At 45.9% G+C, this 17,078-nt stretch carries 19 protein-coding genes and 1 riboswitch; of the genes, 17 read left to right on the top strand and 2 right to left on the bottom strand.

Annotated features, from left to right (window positions below):
• Window positions 1–56: 56 nt before the first annotated feature.
• Complete coding sequence (locus EFBL_RS07525) at window positions 57–767, bottom strand: hypothetical protein (protein WP_096181531.1); 711 nt, start codon at window positions 765–767, stop codon at window positions 57–59.
• A 265-nt stretch (window positions 768–1,032) separates the two neighbouring features.
• Window positions 1,033–2,160: a UDP-galactopyranose mutase gene (gene glf / locus EFBL_RS07535; protein ID WP_096181533.1), complete on the bottom strand. Its 1,128-nt coding sequence runs from the start codon at window positions 2,158–2,160 to the stop codon at window positions 1,033–1,035.
• Window positions 2,161–2,589: 429 nt separating this feature from the next.
• Between glf and EFBL_RS07540 the strand changes: the two genes are divergently transcribed.
• The 17 genes from EFBL_RS07540 (at window position 2,590) to EFBL_RS07615 (ending at window position 17,076) form a co-directional block, all read left to right on the top strand.
• The gene (locus EFBL_RS07540) at window positions 2,590–2,877 is read left to right on the top strand and encodes a hypothetical protein (protein WP_096181534.1); all 288 of its coding nucleotides are present in this window, start codon (window positions 2,590–2,592) and stop codon (window positions 2,875–2,877) included.
• Window positions 2,878–2,901: 24 nt separating this feature from the next.
• Complete coding sequence (bcp, locus tag EFBL_RS07545) at window positions 2,902–3,369, top strand: thioredoxin-dependent thiol peroxidase (protein WP_096181535.1); 468 nt, start codon at window positions 2,902–2,904, stop codon at window positions 3,367–3,369.
• Window positions 3,370–3,581: 212 nt separating this feature from the next.
• Window positions 3,582–4,364, top strand: a complete 783-nt coding sequence (locus tag EFBL_RS07550; RefSeq protein ID WP_096181536.1) for a sulfite exporter TauE/SafE family protein — start codon at window positions 3,582–3,584, stop codon at window positions 4,362–4,364.
• Between the two features lie 10 nt (window positions 4,365–4,374).
• Entirely contained in the window at window positions 4,375–4,947 is a 573-nt protein-coding gene (locus EFBL_RS07555; RefSeq protein ID WP_096181537.1) for a sulfurtransferase TusA family protein, read from the top strand.
• Window positions 4,948–4,970: 23 nt separating this feature from the next.
• A complete protein-coding gene (locus tag EFBL_RS07560; RefSeq protein ID WP_096181538.1) occupies window positions 4,971–6,101 on the top strand; it encodes an MBL fold metallo-hydrolase in 1,131 nt (376 codons plus the stop codon).
• Between the two features lie 16 nt (window positions 6,102–6,117).
• Entirely contained in the window at window positions 6,118–6,591 is a 474-nt protein-coding gene (locus EFBL_RS07565; protein WP_096181539.1) for a DsrE/DsrF/DrsH-like family protein, read from the top strand.
• Window positions 6,592–6,699: 108 nt separating this feature from the next.
• Window positions 6,700–7,083, top strand: a complete 384-nt coding sequence (locus EFBL_RS07570; RefSeq protein WP_096181540.1) for a DUF302 domain-containing protein — start codon at window positions 6,700–6,702, stop codon at window positions 7,081–7,083.
• Window positions 7,084–7,244: 161 nt separating this feature from the next.
• Window positions 7,245–7,403, top strand: a complete 159-nt coding sequence (locus EFBL_RS20500; RefSeq protein WP_216640714.1) for an iron-sulfur cluster assembly accessory protein — start codon at window positions 7,245–7,247, stop codon at window positions 7,401–7,403.
• 297 nt (window positions 7,404–7,700) lie between these two features.
• Window positions 7,701–9,728: a hydrogenase 4 subunit B gene (hyfB, locus tag EFBL_RS07575; protein WP_096181541.1), complete on the top strand. Its 2,028-nt coding sequence runs from the start codon at window positions 7,701–7,703 to the stop codon at window positions 9,726–9,728.
• 10 nt (window positions 9,729–9,738) lie between these two features.
• A complete protein-coding gene (locus EFBL_RS07580) occupies window positions 9,739–10,692 on the top strand; it encodes a respiratory chain complex I subunit 1 family protein (protein WP_096181542.1) in 954 nt (317 codons plus the stop codon).
• Window positions 10,693–10,706: 14 nt separating this feature from the next.
• Window positions 10,707–11,342: a hydrogenase gene (locus EFBL_RS07585; RefSeq protein WP_096181543.1), complete on the top strand. Its 636-nt coding sequence runs from the start codon at window positions 10,707–10,709 to the stop codon at window positions 11,340–11,342.
• A 5-nt stretch (window positions 11,343–11,347) separates the two neighbouring features.
• A complete protein-coding gene (locus EFBL_RS07590; RefSeq protein WP_096181544.1) occupies window positions 11,348–12,820 on the top strand; it encodes a hydrogenase 4 subunit F in 1,473 nt (490 codons plus the stop codon).
• Window positions 12,820–14,409, top strand: coding sequence for a hydrogenase large subunit (locus tag EFBL_RS07595; protein ID WP_096181545.1), 1,590 nt, complete (start codon window positions 12,820–12,822; stop codon window positions 14,407–14,409). Before EFBL_RS07590 ends, EFBL_RS07595 begins: the two co-directional genes overlap by 1 nt.
• Window positions 14,410–14,448: 39 nt before the next feature.
• Window positions 14,449–14,817 carry a 4Fe-4S binding protein gene (locus EFBL_RS07600; RefSeq protein WP_096181546.1) on the top strand — a complete coding sequence of 123 codons (369 nt, stop codon included), beginning with the start codon at window positions 14,449–14,451 and terminating at the stop codon, window positions 14,815–14,817.
• 4 nt (window positions 14,818–14,821) lie between these two features.
• On the top strand, window positions 14,822–15,322 hold the full coding sequence (locus EFBL_RS07605; protein WP_096181547.1) for an NADH-quinone oxidoreductase subunit B family protein: 501 nt from the start codon (window positions 14,822–14,824) through the stop codon (window positions 15,320–15,322).
• Window positions 15,312–15,635 carry an ArsR/SmtB family transcription factor gene (locus EFBL_RS07610; protein ID WP_096181548.1) on the top strand — a complete coding sequence of 108 codons (324 nt, stop codon included), beginning with the start codon at window positions 15,312–15,314 and terminating at the stop codon, window positions 15,633–15,635. The genes EFBL_RS07605 and EFBL_RS07610 overlap by 11 nt, the downstream gene beginning before the upstream one ends.
• A 243-nt stretch (window positions 15,636–15,878) precedes the next feature.
• A riboswitch (guanidine-I (ykkC/yxkD leader) is annotated at window positions 15,879–15,994 on the top strand.
• Window positions 15,995–16,062: 68 nt separating this feature from the next.
• On the top strand, window positions 16,063–17,076 hold the full coding sequence (locus tag EFBL_RS07615; protein ID WP_096181549.1) for an ABC transporter substrate-binding protein: 1,014 nt from the start codon (window positions 16,063–16,065) through the stop codon (window positions 17,074–17,076).
• Window positions 17,077–17,078 lie beyond the last annotated feature (2 nt).

Raw genomic sequence — 17,078 nt, forward strand, 5'->3', positions numbered from 1 at the left:
TTTAGCCACCGGTTGCTTTTCAGCAGGCTTTAGCCTGAACAGCGACTTTCAGTCGCTCAGAGGAACCTACCGGCTTTAGCCGGTAGTCGTTCAGGTTTCCAACGGTTATATTTTAGAAACGACCTGGGGTATCTTCGAATTCTTGCACCTTCTTTTTCGGCAAATGTCGGGAAAATCATCTCACCTAAACTTTCTACCGGGCTCGATGATAGTAGTCTCTCTAATTTTTCACGATCAATCGTGTTCAGTATTTTCTTGATCATTTTATATTTATAGGTTTGGAATGGATTGGATGTTTTACAAAAATAGTTCGTTTCAAAAAATCGTTTCCATCGTTTCCAATCGTCAAACATCATTTTCGCCCCAGGGGACTTGGGTTTATCTTTGAGAGGATCGTATTTAGTCCAATTCTGCCCTATAAAATCGTACCCCTTCATTTTTTCTTTCAGATATTTGTCGAATCCAGATTTGATAAACATGGTATCCGATTCCAAGTAAACCAAATAGTCATATTTCACCTTCTTTTCCTCCAGCCATCTTGCGACGTCATATAAAACTCGCCCTGTTTTTCTGTAAATTAATGGCCTGCTATACGGGCATAGCCTTACATTCTTGTACTTTTTACAAACTCTTTGGCCGAATTTTTTATTGGGTCCCCCGTTATATAAAACAATCATGTGATCTTTTCCTACGAAGTGATGAATATTTTTTACTTGATCAAGCACAGCATCTTCATTTTCGTGAGCCACTAATGAAAAGCATATCATAACTCTCGCCTCCATGGATTAGACTTTGATGAACCACCCTGTTGCCTCTACGGCTTTAGAAAAATAATTATCGTCCAATTCCAAACCATATCCGGGAGCAAATGGAACTTGAACCAATCCAACCACCAACTTGTAGCCAGAAGCGTCAAACCCAGGAAGCTTTACTTCATCCCATTCAATGAACAGAAAACGTTCCATTGCGTATGAAATGTGACATGTAAAAGATTTTCAAATGGATCTCTTACCCCTTCTATCGGGGAGTCGGTCAGACTCTTTTTTCCGCTATTTCTTTAAATAGAGTCAAAGCACGTGCTACCGCCTGATCCATATTGTAGTATTTGTAATCCGCCAGCCATCCGGCAAATAGCACACGATCCTTTATTTGTTCTGCCTCTTTTAAATAGAGGTTGTAGAGTTGTCGGTTTTCCGCGCGGGGAATTGGATAATAGGGATCAGTCTTCCCAGGATTATACTGTTGAGGGTATACAAAAGTAATCGTTGTTTTTGGAGAGATTTGACCGGTGAGGTGCTTTTGTTCAAGAATGCGAGTAAATTCATAATCATTAGGGTAATTAATGGTACCAGCCTCTTGGAAATATTCTTGGTTTTTTGTAACAAAATCAAAGTAAAGACTTCGGTATGGAAGGAGGCCGTGTCTGTAATCGAAGAAGGCATCGATAGGGCCGGTGTAAATCATGCGCTTAAACTTGATTTCATCTATGACTTCGCGATAGTCCGTATTCAGGAGCAACTTGATATTGGGGTGGTTGAGCATTCGGCTGAAGAGTGCGGTGTAACTGGGCATAGGAATCCCTTGAAAAATGTCTTGGAAATAACGGTTATCTCTGCTGATATAAACCGGTACCCGCGCCGTGACGGAGGCATCCAACTCTTCCGGCTTAAGTTCCCAATGTTTAAGGGTATAGCGATAGAATACCTTTTGATAGATATATTCTGCCAAAAAACTAAGGTCCCCGCTTGCTTTTTCCCGAAGTTTCAGAATAGGTACCTTAACTCCAAAACCGAAGTGTTGGATAAGTAATTCCTCAAGCTTTTCCGCGTACTTTTTGGGGAAAAGAGTGTAAATAGAGTTAAGGTTAAATGGAACAGGGACTTTCTTGCCATCCACTACGACAAGCACATGGTGAAAGTAGGGCCTCCATTCTGTAAATTGGGAAAGATAGTTCCAGACCATAGCTGAGTTTGTATGGAACGTGTGCGAACCGTATTTATGGATCAAGATGCCTTCCTTATCATAGCAATCGTATGAATTACCGCCAATATGATCCCTTTTCTCTATCACTAACACCTTTTGGTCCAGTTGGGAAGCGAGTCGTTCGGCCAATGTTGCACCAGTGAATCCAGCCCCAATAACGACCCAATCTACCTTCATATCTTTTTCCCTCCTTACAATTGGGTAGTTTGATTAGTTCATACGACTCTGTATAGAACCCTTATCTATAGTATCCCTGATGGTTTTTATATGATTGTGCGTTAGTTGAAATTATTCAAAAAAGGTATACGCTGAGCCAAAATGATGAATAATAAGCTGGAACCAGCGTAATGGGATCGTTGTGGGCGACAAGATTCACAAAGTTCTATTCGAGATAACGGGTTTTTGGAGTATACTGAAGAAGAACTTCGCCGTTGGCAAGTTCTCTTTTTTGCTTGGATCACTTGGCCGTGTGCGAGCTTTACTTCTGGGGCTATTGTGTTATTGTGGATCTCGGCTAAAAAAAGGTAGCTCATCTAAGTCTAAACTTTTAGATCGCTGCCAAATCTAAAACAGCAAATTTTATCCAAGAAGAGGAGAAGTTGTATCATGTCACTCGGGAAATCCGTCTTGTGCTGCAAATGTTCCGGTCATGTGGAAGGCGGTCACGCAATGTGCGATACCTGTTTTGCCGATTTACGGGATCAGGCTTTTGAGCGACTTATACAGTTGGATGCCCTATCCGAACTGCCTGTTTCCATTAAAGAAATTCGGGAACGTTTGCAGGCTGGTATTGTTGTCCTGGATATGGATCCGGAAGTAGAGGCTCTGCGGACCAAGGCTGCCAAATATTTGCTGGCAAGGGATTTTCCGCGGCATTATAAGTTTAAAGGCTAAGTTCAATACATAGGAGGGTTTGTTATGGGCTTGGTTCGGGAAGGACAAGCTGCTCCCGATATTGCCGTTCCGGCAACCAATGGAGAGCGGATTTCCGTCAGTGATTATCGAGGCAAGATTGTGGTACTGTACTTCTATCCAAAAGACGCTACACCCGGCTGAACCAACGAAGCCTTGGATTTCAAGGCTCATCTTCAAGGGTTTGAAGATGCGGGTGCAGTGATTCTTGGGGTTAGTCCCGATTCAATCAAATCACATGAAAAGTTTATTGCCAAGCATGAATTGCCGTTTGCTCTGTTGTCGGATGAAGAACACAAATTGGCGGAAGCATACGGCGTCTGGGTTGAAAAAAACATGTACGGGAAGAAGTACATGGGCATCGAACGGAGCACTTTTGTGATCGACAGGGAAGGGATCATTCGCAAGATTTATCCGAAAGTGAAAGTGAAAGGGCACGCAGAAGAAGTATTGGAGTTTGTCAAAACATTGTAAAAAAGGTCGGGGAATCATGATCCCCGATCTTTGTCATACTTGATTTGAAATTACTATTGACAGGGAATCGTTTTAAAATATATTATACCCCTAAGGGTATAAACCTGCAGACCGGGGTTTCTGGTCATTCATGACCGGCTTCTTTTTAAAACACAAAAACATACCCCATCAGGTATATTGGCCCAAAAAACATTGTCGAAAGGGGGGAGAAGATGGACTATGGATTGATTGCAACATTATTCGTGATAGGGTTTATCGGCTCGTTTATTTCGGGGCTTGTGGGGATCGGGGGTTCCATCATCAAATATCCGATGCTGTTATACATTCCCCCTGCTCTGGGATTCGCCGCTTATACAGCCCATGAGGTAGCGGGGATCAGCGCGGTGCAGGTTTTTTTCGCTACCCTGTCGGGTGTCCTGGCTTTGCGAAATGAAAAGGTAATGAACTATAAGCTTGTGGCGTATATGGGAGTGGCCATTATCATCGGCAGTTTCGCCGGCGGCTACGGCGGGAAATTTCTGTCGGGGGAAACGATCAGTTTTGTTTATGCGGTATTGGCCACTATTGCTGCTGCCATGATGTTTGTACCGAAAAAGGGGTTGGATGACGTACCGCTTGAGCAGGTGGATTTCAACCGTACGATTGCCACTGTTTCCGCTCTTGTCGTAGGCGTCGCTTCCGGTATTGTAGGCGCAGCAGGGGCGTTTATCCTTGTGCCCATTATGCTGCTCATTTTAAAGATACCGACCCGGATGACCATAGCATCCTCGCTTGCAATCACGTTTCTGTCATCCATCGGTTCAACGGCAGGTAAAGTAATGGCGGGCGACGTTCTTTTCTGGCCTTCCGCAATCATGGTAATTGCCAGTGTACTGGCTGCACCGGCGGGAGCAAAACTTGGCACCAGGGTCAACACGAAAGTTCTTCAAGGAATTCTCGCCGTTTTGATTCTTGGGACAGCATTAAAAATCTGGTTCGAAATTGCAACGAAATAAGGAGGACATTATGAGTATTTTCACAGTCGACAAATCAATTGATTGCAAGGGACTTTCCTGTCCAATGCCCATTGTCCGCACCAAAAAAGCAATTGAAGAAATCACACCGGGGCAGGTACTTGAAGTGACAGCCACTGATCCGGGGTCGGTAGCGGATATCAGGAGTTGGGCTGACCGAACAGGCCATCAATATCTGGGAACGATTCAGGAAGACGGTGCTTTCAAGCATTACGTCCGTAAGTCGGACCCGAAAGAAGAAAAACCGGAACAAAAGTATCCGCATGTCATTACCAATGATGAATTACGGCAACAATTGAGCAGCAACCCGATTGTGATTGATGTGCGCGAACCCGCAGAGTATGCGTTTGGACACATTCCAGGGGCAAAGTCGATTCCCTTCGGGAAACTGGAAGAAAGAATTGAAGAATTGCGCGGTTATGCTGACCGGGAAATCTATGTAGTGTGCCGTACGGGCAACCGCAGCGACACAGCTTGTCAGATTCTGAACGAAAAAGGATTCGCCAAAGTGAAAAATGTCGTCCCCGGAATGTCCCAATGGGACGGCCCGGTCAGTAAAATTTAATCTTTCTTAAAGAGGTGTTTTGAATGGCAATCGCAATGATCAATGCAAAAGAACTGTATGAAAAAATAAATGCGGGCCCCCTGTTCATTCTGGATGTCCGCAATCCGGAGGAATACAACGATTGGAAAATTGAGCACAAAAATGTATCTTCGATCAATATTCCCTATTTTGACTTTCTCGAAGACAACGAAGACAATTACAAAGATCTTCCGAAGGATCGTGAAATTGTCGTGATCTGCGCCAAAGGCGGCGGCGCCGAAATGGTGGCGGAGCTGCTTGATGAAAGAGGGTTCACGGTAAGCTATCTGGGGCTCGGCATGATTGAATGGAGCCAATTCTACCATCCTGTCACAGTGGCTGCCAAAGACAACATGAAATTGATTCAAATCAATCGTGTGGCAAAAGGTTGCCTTTCCTACATGATCATCTCGGACGGTCAGGCCATGGTAGTGGATCCGGGACGGCACACGGAAGAATATCTGAAAATCGCGGAACAAGAAAACGCAAAGATTGTCGATATCATGGACACCCACTGCCATGCGGACCATATTTCCGGGGGGCCGGAGATCAGCCATAAAACGAGTGGCACTTACTATATCTCTACCGGAGAATTGCAAGGCGCTGATCTTCCACATGAACCGCTTGAAAAGTACGATTCGATCAAAGTGGGCTCTGTGGACGTAAAAGTCCTGGCGGTTCCGACCCCGGGACATACGCCGGGCAGCACCTCCTTCCTGATCAATGACAAGTACCTGTTGTCGGGAGACACGGTGTTTGTCGGGGGGCTTGGCCGCCCTGACCTGGGAGGCAAGGCCCGCGAGTGGGCACAATCCCTGTATGATACTGTGTTCAAAAAGTTGGCCGACCTGCCGGACTCAGTAATGGTGCTGCCTTCCCATTACGCAAGCCCTTCGGAAGTCAACGATAACGGCTATGTAGGTGCCCTTCTGGGAGAGATCCGCAAAAATAACGAAATCATGCGGACCGAAAACCGGGCCGAGTTTACCGAAATGGTTGTGGCTACCGCCGGTCAGTCCACTCCGCCCAATTTTGAAGAAATCCTGCAAATCAACATCGGAGCGGTTGAAGTGACTCCCGATAAAGCTGCGGAACTGGAGATCGGACCCAACCGCTGCGCTGTCCACCATGCTTAAACGAGGGGAGAAACCTATGTCGGATAAAAGCACAATCATTGTATTCAGCGGAGACCTGGACAAAGCCATTGCCAGTTTCATTATCGCCACCGGAGCGGCAGCCATGGGCAAGCAGGTTACCATGTTCTTCACTTTCTGGGGACTGAATATCCTTCGCAAGGACCAATATGTGCCCACCAAGAAAAGCTTCCTGGAAAACATGTTTGCAAAGATGATGCCCCGCGGTCCGGAAAAATTGGGGATTTCCAAAATGAATTTCGGTGGAATCGGAGCCAAAATGATGAGGTACATCATGCGCAAGAAAAACATCGCTTCCCTGGCCGAGCTGATGCAAACCGCAAAAGAGCTGGACGTGAAGATCATTGCGTGCGCCATGTCCATGGACGTTCTGGGGATCAAAGAGGAAGAACTGATCGATGGAATTGAATATGCGGGTGTGGCCACCTATCTGGCCGAGGCGGATGAAAGCAATCACAATTTGTTTATCTGATCGCAACAGTAAGGTCTTATCAACTGGGTGTACTTCCCTAAAAATGATTAATGGTATAATACGCATAGGGGTATAATTAAAAAGCAACTACAGATTGGAGGAGACCGTATGTTTCATTACAGTGTGGAAACTGATAAGAGCGTGGATGAAGCAGTCGCCGCTTTGGAAGAAAGTCTGAAGGACAGGAAATTTGGGGTATTGTGGAAATTGGACATTCCGGCCAAATTGCAGGAAAAAGGGGTTGATTTCACCAGCCCGTACCGTGTGCTGGAGGTTTGCAATCCGCATGAGGCCAAGCGTGTACTGAGCCGGAACAAGCTGGTCGGATACTTCTTGCCCTGCAAAATCGTAGTCTACGAAGATCAGGGAAAAACGATGATCGGATTGCCAAGACCCACCATGCTGATGGACGTTGTGAACGACCCGGGCCTGAAAGAAATTGCTCAAAGCGTCGAAGAGACCTTGATCGAAGCTGTCAACGCAGCAAAGTAAAGACAAACATGGGAGAGGAGAGACAACCGATGCTCAAGGTTACCGATGAGGCGGTTGACAAATTGAAAGAGATGTTCGACCCCCAGCAGAAGATGGTTCGTTTGTATATTGCCGGGGTGGGCTGAGGCGGTCCCAATTATGGGATGGCTCTGGAAGAGTCTATGGAAGAACACGATGAAAAAGTGGAAATCGGCGGAATCAGGTTTGTCTACAATTCCGGGCTGGCTCCTTACATGGAAGGGCTGAGAATCAGTTATTCCAACTCTTGGTTGGGCAGAGGATTTCAGGTGCACCGGGAAGGATTCCAGGGAAATTGCTGATCGTATCCGAAAAGACCCGATATCATTCGTCGGGTCTTTTTTATATGGTTGATGTCAGACCTCATACGAGTGGTTTTTTACATATAATACCGGACTCTACTATTTTTCACAGAACCTCTTATTGTTTTTCGGGGTAGAAAAATAAAAACGTGTGAATACAGTAAATTTACTGGGAATTTTTAATGAGATGCAACAACCGAGTCTGAAATTGAATCAAATCATGATTGTAATCAACACGCAAACTCTATATATTTAAATAATCGGATATTCAACAACATGGTGTTTGGGGGTACTTCCATGGAAGGACTTGATTTAGACTCATTACTTTTTGGCGCATCCTTTGTCTTTTTCTTGCTTGGTGGATTTGGTGCAATTGCTGCAAGCCGGAACCCGAGAATCGCGAACTTTGTAGCTCATTCAGGGGCTTTCTTGGGAGGACTCGCAGGGGCGTTTGCTGCGATTCGCGTTTTATTGCATCAGAATACGATATCGATTTCCGCATGGCACGTCGTGTCCGATGTCGCTTTCACATTTCGGGTGGATTCATTATCAGCGTTTTTTTTGTTGGTCCTTTCCGTTTTGTCCGTAGCCGTTTCTTTATATTCCACCGGGTATGTGACTGAATACTATGGAAAGAAAAATGTCGGATTGCTGGGAGCAGGTTTTAACTTGTTTTTGCTTTCCATGGTTGCAGTCGTCACCGTCGATAACGGTTTTTCTTTCTTGCTGGCATGGGAACTGATGTCTCTTGTTTCCTTCTTCTTGGTGATGCTGGAGCATGAAAAGCCGGAAGTTCGCAAGGCTGGATTTGTTTATGTTGTTATGACACATTTCGGAACGGTCTTCCTCATTCTCTCGTTCTTGACTTTGTTCTTCTTTGCCGGCAGTTTCGAATTCACAGCGTTTCAGCAGGTCTCCCCCCAGTTGTCCGCTTCGCTCAAAAACCTTATTTTCCTTATGGCCCTTATCGGTTTTGGCACGAAAGCAGGCATGATTCCACTCCATATATGGCTTCCGAGAGCCCATCCCGCGGCACCAAGCCATGTGTCCGCTCTGATGTCGGCGGTTATGATCAAGACCGCGATTTATGGGTTACTGCGTATAAGTTTTGACTTTTTGGGTGGCGGACCTGCTTGGTGGGGGGCTGTTGTCCTTTGTTTTGGAGTGATTTCTGCTTTGGTCGGGATTTTGTATGGAGTGGCCGAGAATGACATGAAACGGTTTCTTGCGTACAGCAGTGCCGAGAATATGGGAATCATCTTCATGGGAATCGGCACTTCTATGCTTTTCTATGCCTATCATCATTCGGTTCTTGGGGCGTTAGCCTTGACGGCGGCTCTTTATCATGTGATGAACCACGCGATCTTTAAAGGATTGTTATTTATGGGAGCCGGAGCGGTTCTTTACGCGACACATACAAAAAATGTGAACCAGTTGGGAGGACTTATTCGGCGTATGCCCTGGACAGCCGGATTGTTTTTGATCGGAGGGATAGCACTCTCCGCGTTGCCGCCGTTTAACGGTTTTATTAGTGAATGGGCAACTTTCCAATCTCTGCTGCACCTCGCATTTGATATGGAAAATTCATCGTGGAAAATGATCGGCGGCCTGTCAGTTGCTGCTCTCGGACTGACGGGAGCTTTTGTGGCTGGCGGTATTGTCAAGCACTTTGGAACCGCATTTCTTGCGATGCCTCGCACCAAAAATGCGGAGGAAGCAAGAGAAGTTCCTGTGCCTATGCGCCTGGGCATGATAATATTGGCATCAGGCTCTCTTGTTTTGGGGATATGGCCGGGGATTGCCCTACGAGTTACAGAAGATATCGTCGCGGGGTACTTTGACACAAAGATAACAGGAAATGTCATCTTTTACGTCCCGTTTGCCGGGCTTACGGGTGAAGCACTATCGCTTGGTGCAGTCCTTCTGGCTTTCTTGGCCCTATTGCTTCTAAGTCTAGTCTTCCTTCGTATATGGGTGGGAAAGAGCAGAAATCAGATTGATGAAACATGGAACTGTGGGGGCCCTCTGCAACCTTCGATGGAGTATACGGGTACCTCATACTCTCATCCCGTTTTAATGATATTTAAATGGCTGTACCGTCCACGGCGACAGGTGCAGGTTCGAGGGGAGTACGTGTACTATCCAAAACGAATCCATCATCGGTTGCAGGTTCACTCTGTGATTGAATCCAATCTGTATCGACCGCTGGTTCATATTGCGGTTTTCCTGTCGCAACGGGTCAGGTCGATTCAGAGTGGAAACCTGCAAAGCTACTTGGCCTATATGATTGCCACACTCATACTCTTATTACTTTGGGTTCGGTAGGTGAGAGCACATGTCAGGACAAATCGGATGGACGATCGGGTGGACGTCGCTGCAGGTTGTTACACTTCTTCTGGTGGCTCCGCTTATCCAGGGGACCATCAAGAAAATCAAGGCTCGTTTGCAAAATCGTATCGGCCCGAGCGTGTTACAGCCGTACTATGATTTGATGAAATACATGAAAAAAGATGCGGTCGTTTCCGGTCACGCATCATGGCTGACGGTGGCAACACCCTACATTGTTTTTATTGCCATTCTTACTGCCGGACTCCTCGTGCCTACTTTTATGGCAAATACTCCTTTAGGATTTGTGGGGGACATGATCCTGATTGTTTATTTGTTCGGATTGGCCCGTTTTTTTACGGCTCTCACGGCTCTTGACGCAGGAAGTTCTTTTGGCGGGATGGGATCGAGCAGAGAAATGGCATTGTCGGCGATTGCGGAACCGGCTTTGTTGTTGGCTGCTTTTGCCGTATTTCTGTCCGGTGGGACGACGAAACTCCATCAACTTATTCAAGTACTTGCAACGCATGGATGGAATTGGATCGAGCCTTCTTACGTGCTGGCCTTTTTGGCAATGTTCATTGTGGTGATTGCGGAAACAGGCCGGATTCCGGTTGATAACCCGGATACTCACCTGGAATTAACGATGATTCATGAAGGAATGCTTCTGGAGTATTCCGGAAGATATTTGGGATTGATGATGTGGGCGGCGCAAATCAAACAATTGCTGATTTTGAGCCTTTTTATCAATCTTTTCTTCCCGTGGGGAATAGCAGTGGATTGGAATGTAAGCGGAATCTTTCTATCGTTCTTGCTTTACCTGATCAAACTTGTTGGACTGGGGATTGGATTGGCATTCATCGAAACACTTTATGCGAAAATCCGTATTTTTATAGTTCCCAAATTGCTGGTTTCCTCGATGATTCTGTCGCTCTTGGCAATTCTTGTTCGGGTAGTGGAGTAAAGGGAGGGGCATGAATGGATCAAGTAATCGCAATGTCGTTGCTGATTAGTACATTGATGTTGTTCCAGATCCGGAAAATTAGTGATTCGGTTGGCATATTGGCATTTCAATCGGTGATCCTTTCACTTACTGCAGGCGCAATGTGGTATAAAACGGGCTTTTCTCATTTGCTGACGGCAGCTGTGCTTACCTTGTTGGTGAAGGCGATTGTGATCCCGTCCATTCTTCAGTATACGATCAAAAAGATTGATATCAAACGGGAAGTGGAGCGTTTTACGTCTAAATACACATCTTTGTTTATCGCATTAGCGTTGTCGGTGGCAGGTTTTTACCTTACTTCCCGTCTCCAATTGCCTGGTACGGAACATGGAGAGCCCTATCTTGCGGTTTCGATCATTCTCATTTTCTTGGGGACTTTTCTTATGATCGATCACAAGAAAGCGATTATGCAAGGGATCGGATTGATCACGATTGAAAACGGGCTGTTTTTGGTTGCTGAATCACTTAGTTATGGAATGCCTCTGATGGTTGAACTGGGAATCTTCTTTGACATACTTGTGACGGTAATTGTGATTGGAATTTTGTCGTTTCGTATTCATTCGACCTTTGAGAGTTTAAATACGGAAAAGATGCAGAATTTGAAGGGATGACGGAGATGGGTTGGATCTGGACATTGTTGGGAATTCCTCTTGTAACGGGACTTCTTGCCTGGAGGATCAAGATCCAAAAAGTATGTGAAAGAGTGCAAGTGGCGGGTGCATTCCTCATGCTGTTGGCGGGGCTTACTGTGGCCTATAGAGTGCTGTCAGGCTCTCCGTTCACAGGGGAAAATGAGTTTATCTATGTCGATGCCTTGGGTGCGTTTAATATTTCGTTGGTAGTTCTGGTTGGCTTTACTGCTTCTCTTTATTCGGTCGGTTATATGCAACACGAAGTAAGTGAAGGGATCATTACAGAACGGCAGTTTCGCCTTTACTACTTATGGTTCCATCTGTTTCTGTTTACGATGCTGGCCGTTAGCGTCGTGAACAATTTGGGATTGCTGTGGGTGGGAATTGAATTAACCACGTTGGTCTCGGCATTATTGGTTGCTTTTTATAAAAAAGGAACGGCTCTTGAGGCTGCGTGGAAATATCTGATTATGGGAAGCGTTGGAATCGCGTTTGCACTCTTGGGGATTATTTTTATCTATCTTTCCGGGATTCATTTGCTTGGAGAAGATCCCCGAGCTTTGGACTGGAGCGTATTGAGTCAAGCGGCTGAACATCTGAATCCGAAATGGATATTGATTGCCTTTATCTTTGTATTGGTTGGTTTTGGGACAAAGGCAGGTCTTGCTCCCATGCACTTCTGGTTACCGGATGCACACAGCCAGGCGCCATCACCTGTGAGTGCGGTTTTGTCCGGTGTACTGTTAAATACTGCGCTGTACGGTATATTTCGTGTATTTACTATAGCGAATACAACTCTTGATGGGAAAGCGGCTCAATTTTTGATTTTCTTCGGACTTCTGTCGATCGCCATTACGGTACCCTTCATCTTGGTACAGCATGATTTAAAACGAATGTTGGCGTATTCAAGCGTGGAACACATGGGGATTATCGCGCTGGGTGTCGGGATTGGCGGAACTTTGGGATTATACGGGGCCTTGCTCCATATGTTCAATCATTCCATGGCCAAGTCCCTCTTGTTCTTCTCGGCAGGAAACATCAATCAAAAATATCATTCAAAACGAATGGACCGCATCTCGGGAATTCTTAAGGCAATGCCTGTCACGGGGAGTATATTTCTAATTGCAGCTTTTGCGATCACAGGGGCTCCTCCCTTTAATATTTTTATCAGTGAATTCACCATCATGATGGCCGGGATTAAAGGAGGCCATATGTGGGCAACCGTTCTGTTTATCCTGTTGGTCGTGCTGATCTTTGCCGGGATGATCTATTATGTTGTCAAAATGGCCTTTGGTGAGGCTCCGGCCAAATTGGAAAAGAAAGAAATCAATCGTTGGTCAACAGCCGCTCTTTTTATCCCATTGGTGATTGTTGTAATGTTCGGATTGTATGTCCCGCCTTTCCTTAGTGAGACGATTCACCAAGTGTCTGAGGTCTTACAGGGGGTACACAGATAATGGAAAAGAACAAAAAACACCTCATTTCAAGAATCAAGCAACAGTTGGGCCAGAAACTGTTGTCTGTTGACTCATACGCACAGAATGAAACTGTAATCACGATAGAAAAAAACGATCTGCCGGCGGTTTGTCGTTTTCTCTGCAAAGAAAAAGAGGGCCGGCTGTTTACCATGGTCGGAAGCGACGAACGGGATGTGGCAGGATCGTTTGCGTTGTACTATGTGTTTTCGTTTGATCAGTTCCATCATTTCATAACCGTAAAAACAAGGATCGAGGAACACGATCCCACGTTTCCGTCTGTCGCGATAGAACTGCCTGCGGCAAACTGGTATGAGAGGGAAGTCAAAGATTTGTTGGGAATCAGGCCGCAAGGACATCCGGATCCACGACCTCTTGTTTTGCATGGGGATTGGCCGGAAGAACTGCATCCTCTGCGTAAGGAATTTCCGGTAACCATGCAGGTGCCAAGGGTTCAAAGCCGTGAAACCTTTATGCAATATGAGGGAGAGGACGTTACGGAAATTCCGGTGGGCCCGATCCACGCCGGGATTATTGAACCCGGACATTTTCGCTTTGGTGCGGTCGGCGACACCGTGTTGCATCTGGATGCAAGGCTTTTCTATACACATCGCGGCCTGGAAAAGGCCAGTGAGGGAATGCCTTTACGGAAAGCGTTGTTTTTGGCAGAACGGATTTGCGGAGTCTGTGCCTTATCCCACGCGGTTTCTTTCGCCCAAGCGGTCGAAAATGCAGGGCAGGTGGAGATTCCGCCCCGTGCCAAGTATTTACGGACCCTATTCCTGGAATTGGAACGTTTGTATAACCACATCGGGGATGTTGGGAACGTATGCGCGGGATTTGGGTTTGCTGTCGGAATCAGTCTGGGAGCAAGACTGAAAGAAGAACTGTTACAACTCAATGAACGGATCGTTGGCCATCGCTATTTACGAGGGATCGTTGATCTTGGCGGCACGAGGATCGACTTGACACCAAAAGATTGTATGGATATTCAAACAACCCTGCAAAAGGTCGAGGCGGAGTTTAGAGAGCTTGTTGAGATTCTGCTTTCGCATGAAATAGCTGTCAACCGGATGTCGACTACTGGAGTCCTCACTCTCGGGCAGGCAAGTGACCTGGAAGTTGTGGGTGTGGCGGCAAGAGCCTCCGGCAGAAATATCGATGTACGACGTGACCAACCTTACGCAGCATATGATCGGGTCAAATTTGACGTTCCCACTTATAGGGAAGGTGATGTTCTCGCGAGAATCCGCGTTCGGATTGATGAGGCGTTTCAATCTTTTTCAATCATTCGGCAAGTATTGGAACAGCTCCCTGCCGGAAAAATTGTGACCTTTCTTCCGGAACTTTTTCCCTATCAATCGGCGATGGGATGGACGGAGTCTCCACGGGGAGAAACCGTACATTGGCTGATGATTGGGCCGAAGCAGACTGTGTACCGCTATCGGGTTCGTTCTGCAACATACAGCAACTGGCCGGCCGTTCCATTAACGGTGCCAGGGAATATTGTGCCTGATTTCCCTTTGATCAATAAAAGCTTTGAATTGTGCTATGCTTGTTGCGACCGATGAAATTGGCCGGTGATTGCAGTCTAAAAGGAGTGGGAATCGATGTTTGACATACTTTGGAAAATCTTCAAAACCGGGACCGTAACAAAAGAGATGCCTTTGGAAGCGGCTCCTTCCCGGTTTCGTGGCAAGCCGATTTTTTTATCAAACGAGTGCACCGAATGCGGGGTATGCGTAGCATCTTGTCCAACAGGGGCGATCCAATTTCATCCAAAAGAGGACTCTTCAGAGCTTGTATTGTCTTACGCGACATGTATATTTTGCGGGATTTGTGCGGAAGTTTGCGAAACCCAAATGATCAAGATGACAAATGAATACCGCCTTGCCACCAAAAACAAGCAGGACTTGATTCAAACTGCACAAGTGACTGTAAAACCTTCAGAGTTGGCACCTGTTGGAAAGGGAGTATGACACAATGGAAAATGTCAAAGAGCAAGAAGTGGATTGGGGAACTCAATTGCAAAAAAGAATCAAAGAAGTTTTGGGGAAGTCGTTGCATATTCGACATGTGGATTCGGGTTCTTGCAACGGATGCGATTTCGAAATGAGCACATTGACGAATCCCATTTATGATATACAGCGTTTTGGAATCGATTTTGTGGCGTCCCCCCGTCACGCGGATATGTTGATGGTAACAGGTGGGGTTACACGACATCTCGAAGAAGCACTGCGAAAAACTTATAGCTCCGCAGCAAATCCTAAGATGGTTGTAGCAATCGGGGCTTGTGCCTGTGGAGGCGGGATATTTGGCGAAACCTATGCTAATCATGGAGGGGTGGATAAAATTGTACCGGTGTATGTGTATGTGCCTGGATGTCCTCCGCGACCACAGGCAATGATTGAAGGAATCCTTCTTGCATTGGATCAGTATGAAAAACTTTCAAAAAGGAAGGGGGCAATGGCAGTTGAATCTTGATGTGCAACAATTCAAAGCGGATTTTTTTAAAGCTTTGGGGCATCCTTTACGGATTCGCATCCTTGAATTGTTGTCTGAGGGAGATAAAAATGTAAATGAACTTCAGACATTGATTGGAAGCGAAGGTTCCGCAGTTTCTCAACAGTTGGCAATTTTGCGCAACAAAAACATTGTTTATGGGACAAAAGAAGGGAATAAAGTGACATATTCGCTTCGAGATCCAATGATTAAAGAATTGTTATCTGTTGCCCGTCAAATTTTTAATAACCACCTAATCGATACGATTTCTATGTTGGATAAGTTCAATGAATAATAAAGGAAGACTGCTGAGATTTCTTGGCAGTCTTTTTCCTGCCAAGCATGATCAAAAACTGCCCCATGCTCCTACTCGATTATCATTGATGTTAGATAACCTCACGCGAATGGTTTTTTGATGGCTGGATTACGGGTAATATTTAGATAGATTCTTGGAATCGAAACTTCCGGATTGAGTTGGAGGCCAGAAACGTGCAAAATGGGCAGATCCGATAATGAAATCTAGAAATAAAACCTAACACGAAAAGTTTTCTAGGGTTCCGCTCCTTTTATTTTCGAAAGTGAGGTCTGGTCCGAGAGAAAACGGCATCTGCCCAGCCGGCAGACGCTACACGGAGGGAGAAAAGCCCGGGAGGTAACATCTGTTATCTCTTTTTTTATTTGATAAAAGAGGTAAACACTACGGATTTAAAGGGGGAAAAAGTATGCGGAAGAGGATTGTTTTATTGATTTGCTTGCTCATGCTGCTTGTGAATCTGGTTGGTTGTTCCCAAAGCAAACAGTCTGAAGTTTCAGCGCCAAGCAGCCAGCAGAAGATCCGTTTGGGACTCAGTCCGTGGCCCGGTTGGTTTGTCTGGTATCTCGTCAAAGAGAAGGGGTTTTTTGAAAAGAACGGTGTGGATGTGGAACTGGTATGGTTTCCGGTCTACAGTGATTCTCTGACTGCTTTGGCTACCGGCAAGATTGATGCGAACAGTCAAACATTGAGCGACACTTTGGCTCCCGTTGCAAAGGGAATTCCTTTGAAGGCCGTGCTTGTCAACGACAATTCCAATGGAGGAGATGGCATTGTCGTCAAGCCTGGAATTAACTCTTTGCAGGAACTGAAGGGCAAGAAAATTGCGACTGAACTGGGAACAGTGGATCATTTTTTGATGCTGACCGCTTTGGAACGCGCGGGCCTTAAGGAAAAAGATGTTCAGTATACAAACATGACAGTCAATGATGCAGGACCGGCGTTTATTTCGGGCAATCTCGATGCGGCTGTCTTATGGGAACCTTTTTTAAGCAAGGCCATTCAGGAAGGGAAGGGAAAACTCCTTTTCTCTTCCAAAGATACCCCCGGATTGATTCCGGATCTCCTGGTGTTTCGTGAAGAGGTGACCAAGAATCGCCCTGAAGATGTAAGAAAGATCCTGAATGCCTGGTTTGACGCTCTGGACTACTGGAAGCAGCATCCGGAAGAATCCCTGCAAATCATGGCAAAGGCGGCGGAGACGCCAATTGAAGAATATAAACAATCGGTTGAAAGTGTGAAGATCTTCGGTATTCAGGATAATTTGCAAGCTTTTAAGGAGACCGGCTCGTTTACTTCGTTGGTCTATACCGGGCAAAAAACAGGGGAGTTTTTGAAGGGGCTGGATATGTTAAGCCAAATTCCGGATGTGAAACAGATAGTGGACGGACATTTCATGGAGGAAGTTGCAAAAAAACGATAACG

It is taken from the genome of Effusibacillus lacus, assembly GCF_002335525.1.
GTDB lineage: Bacteria > Bacillota > Bacilli > Tumebacillales > Effusibacillaceae > Effusibacillus > Effusibacillus lacus.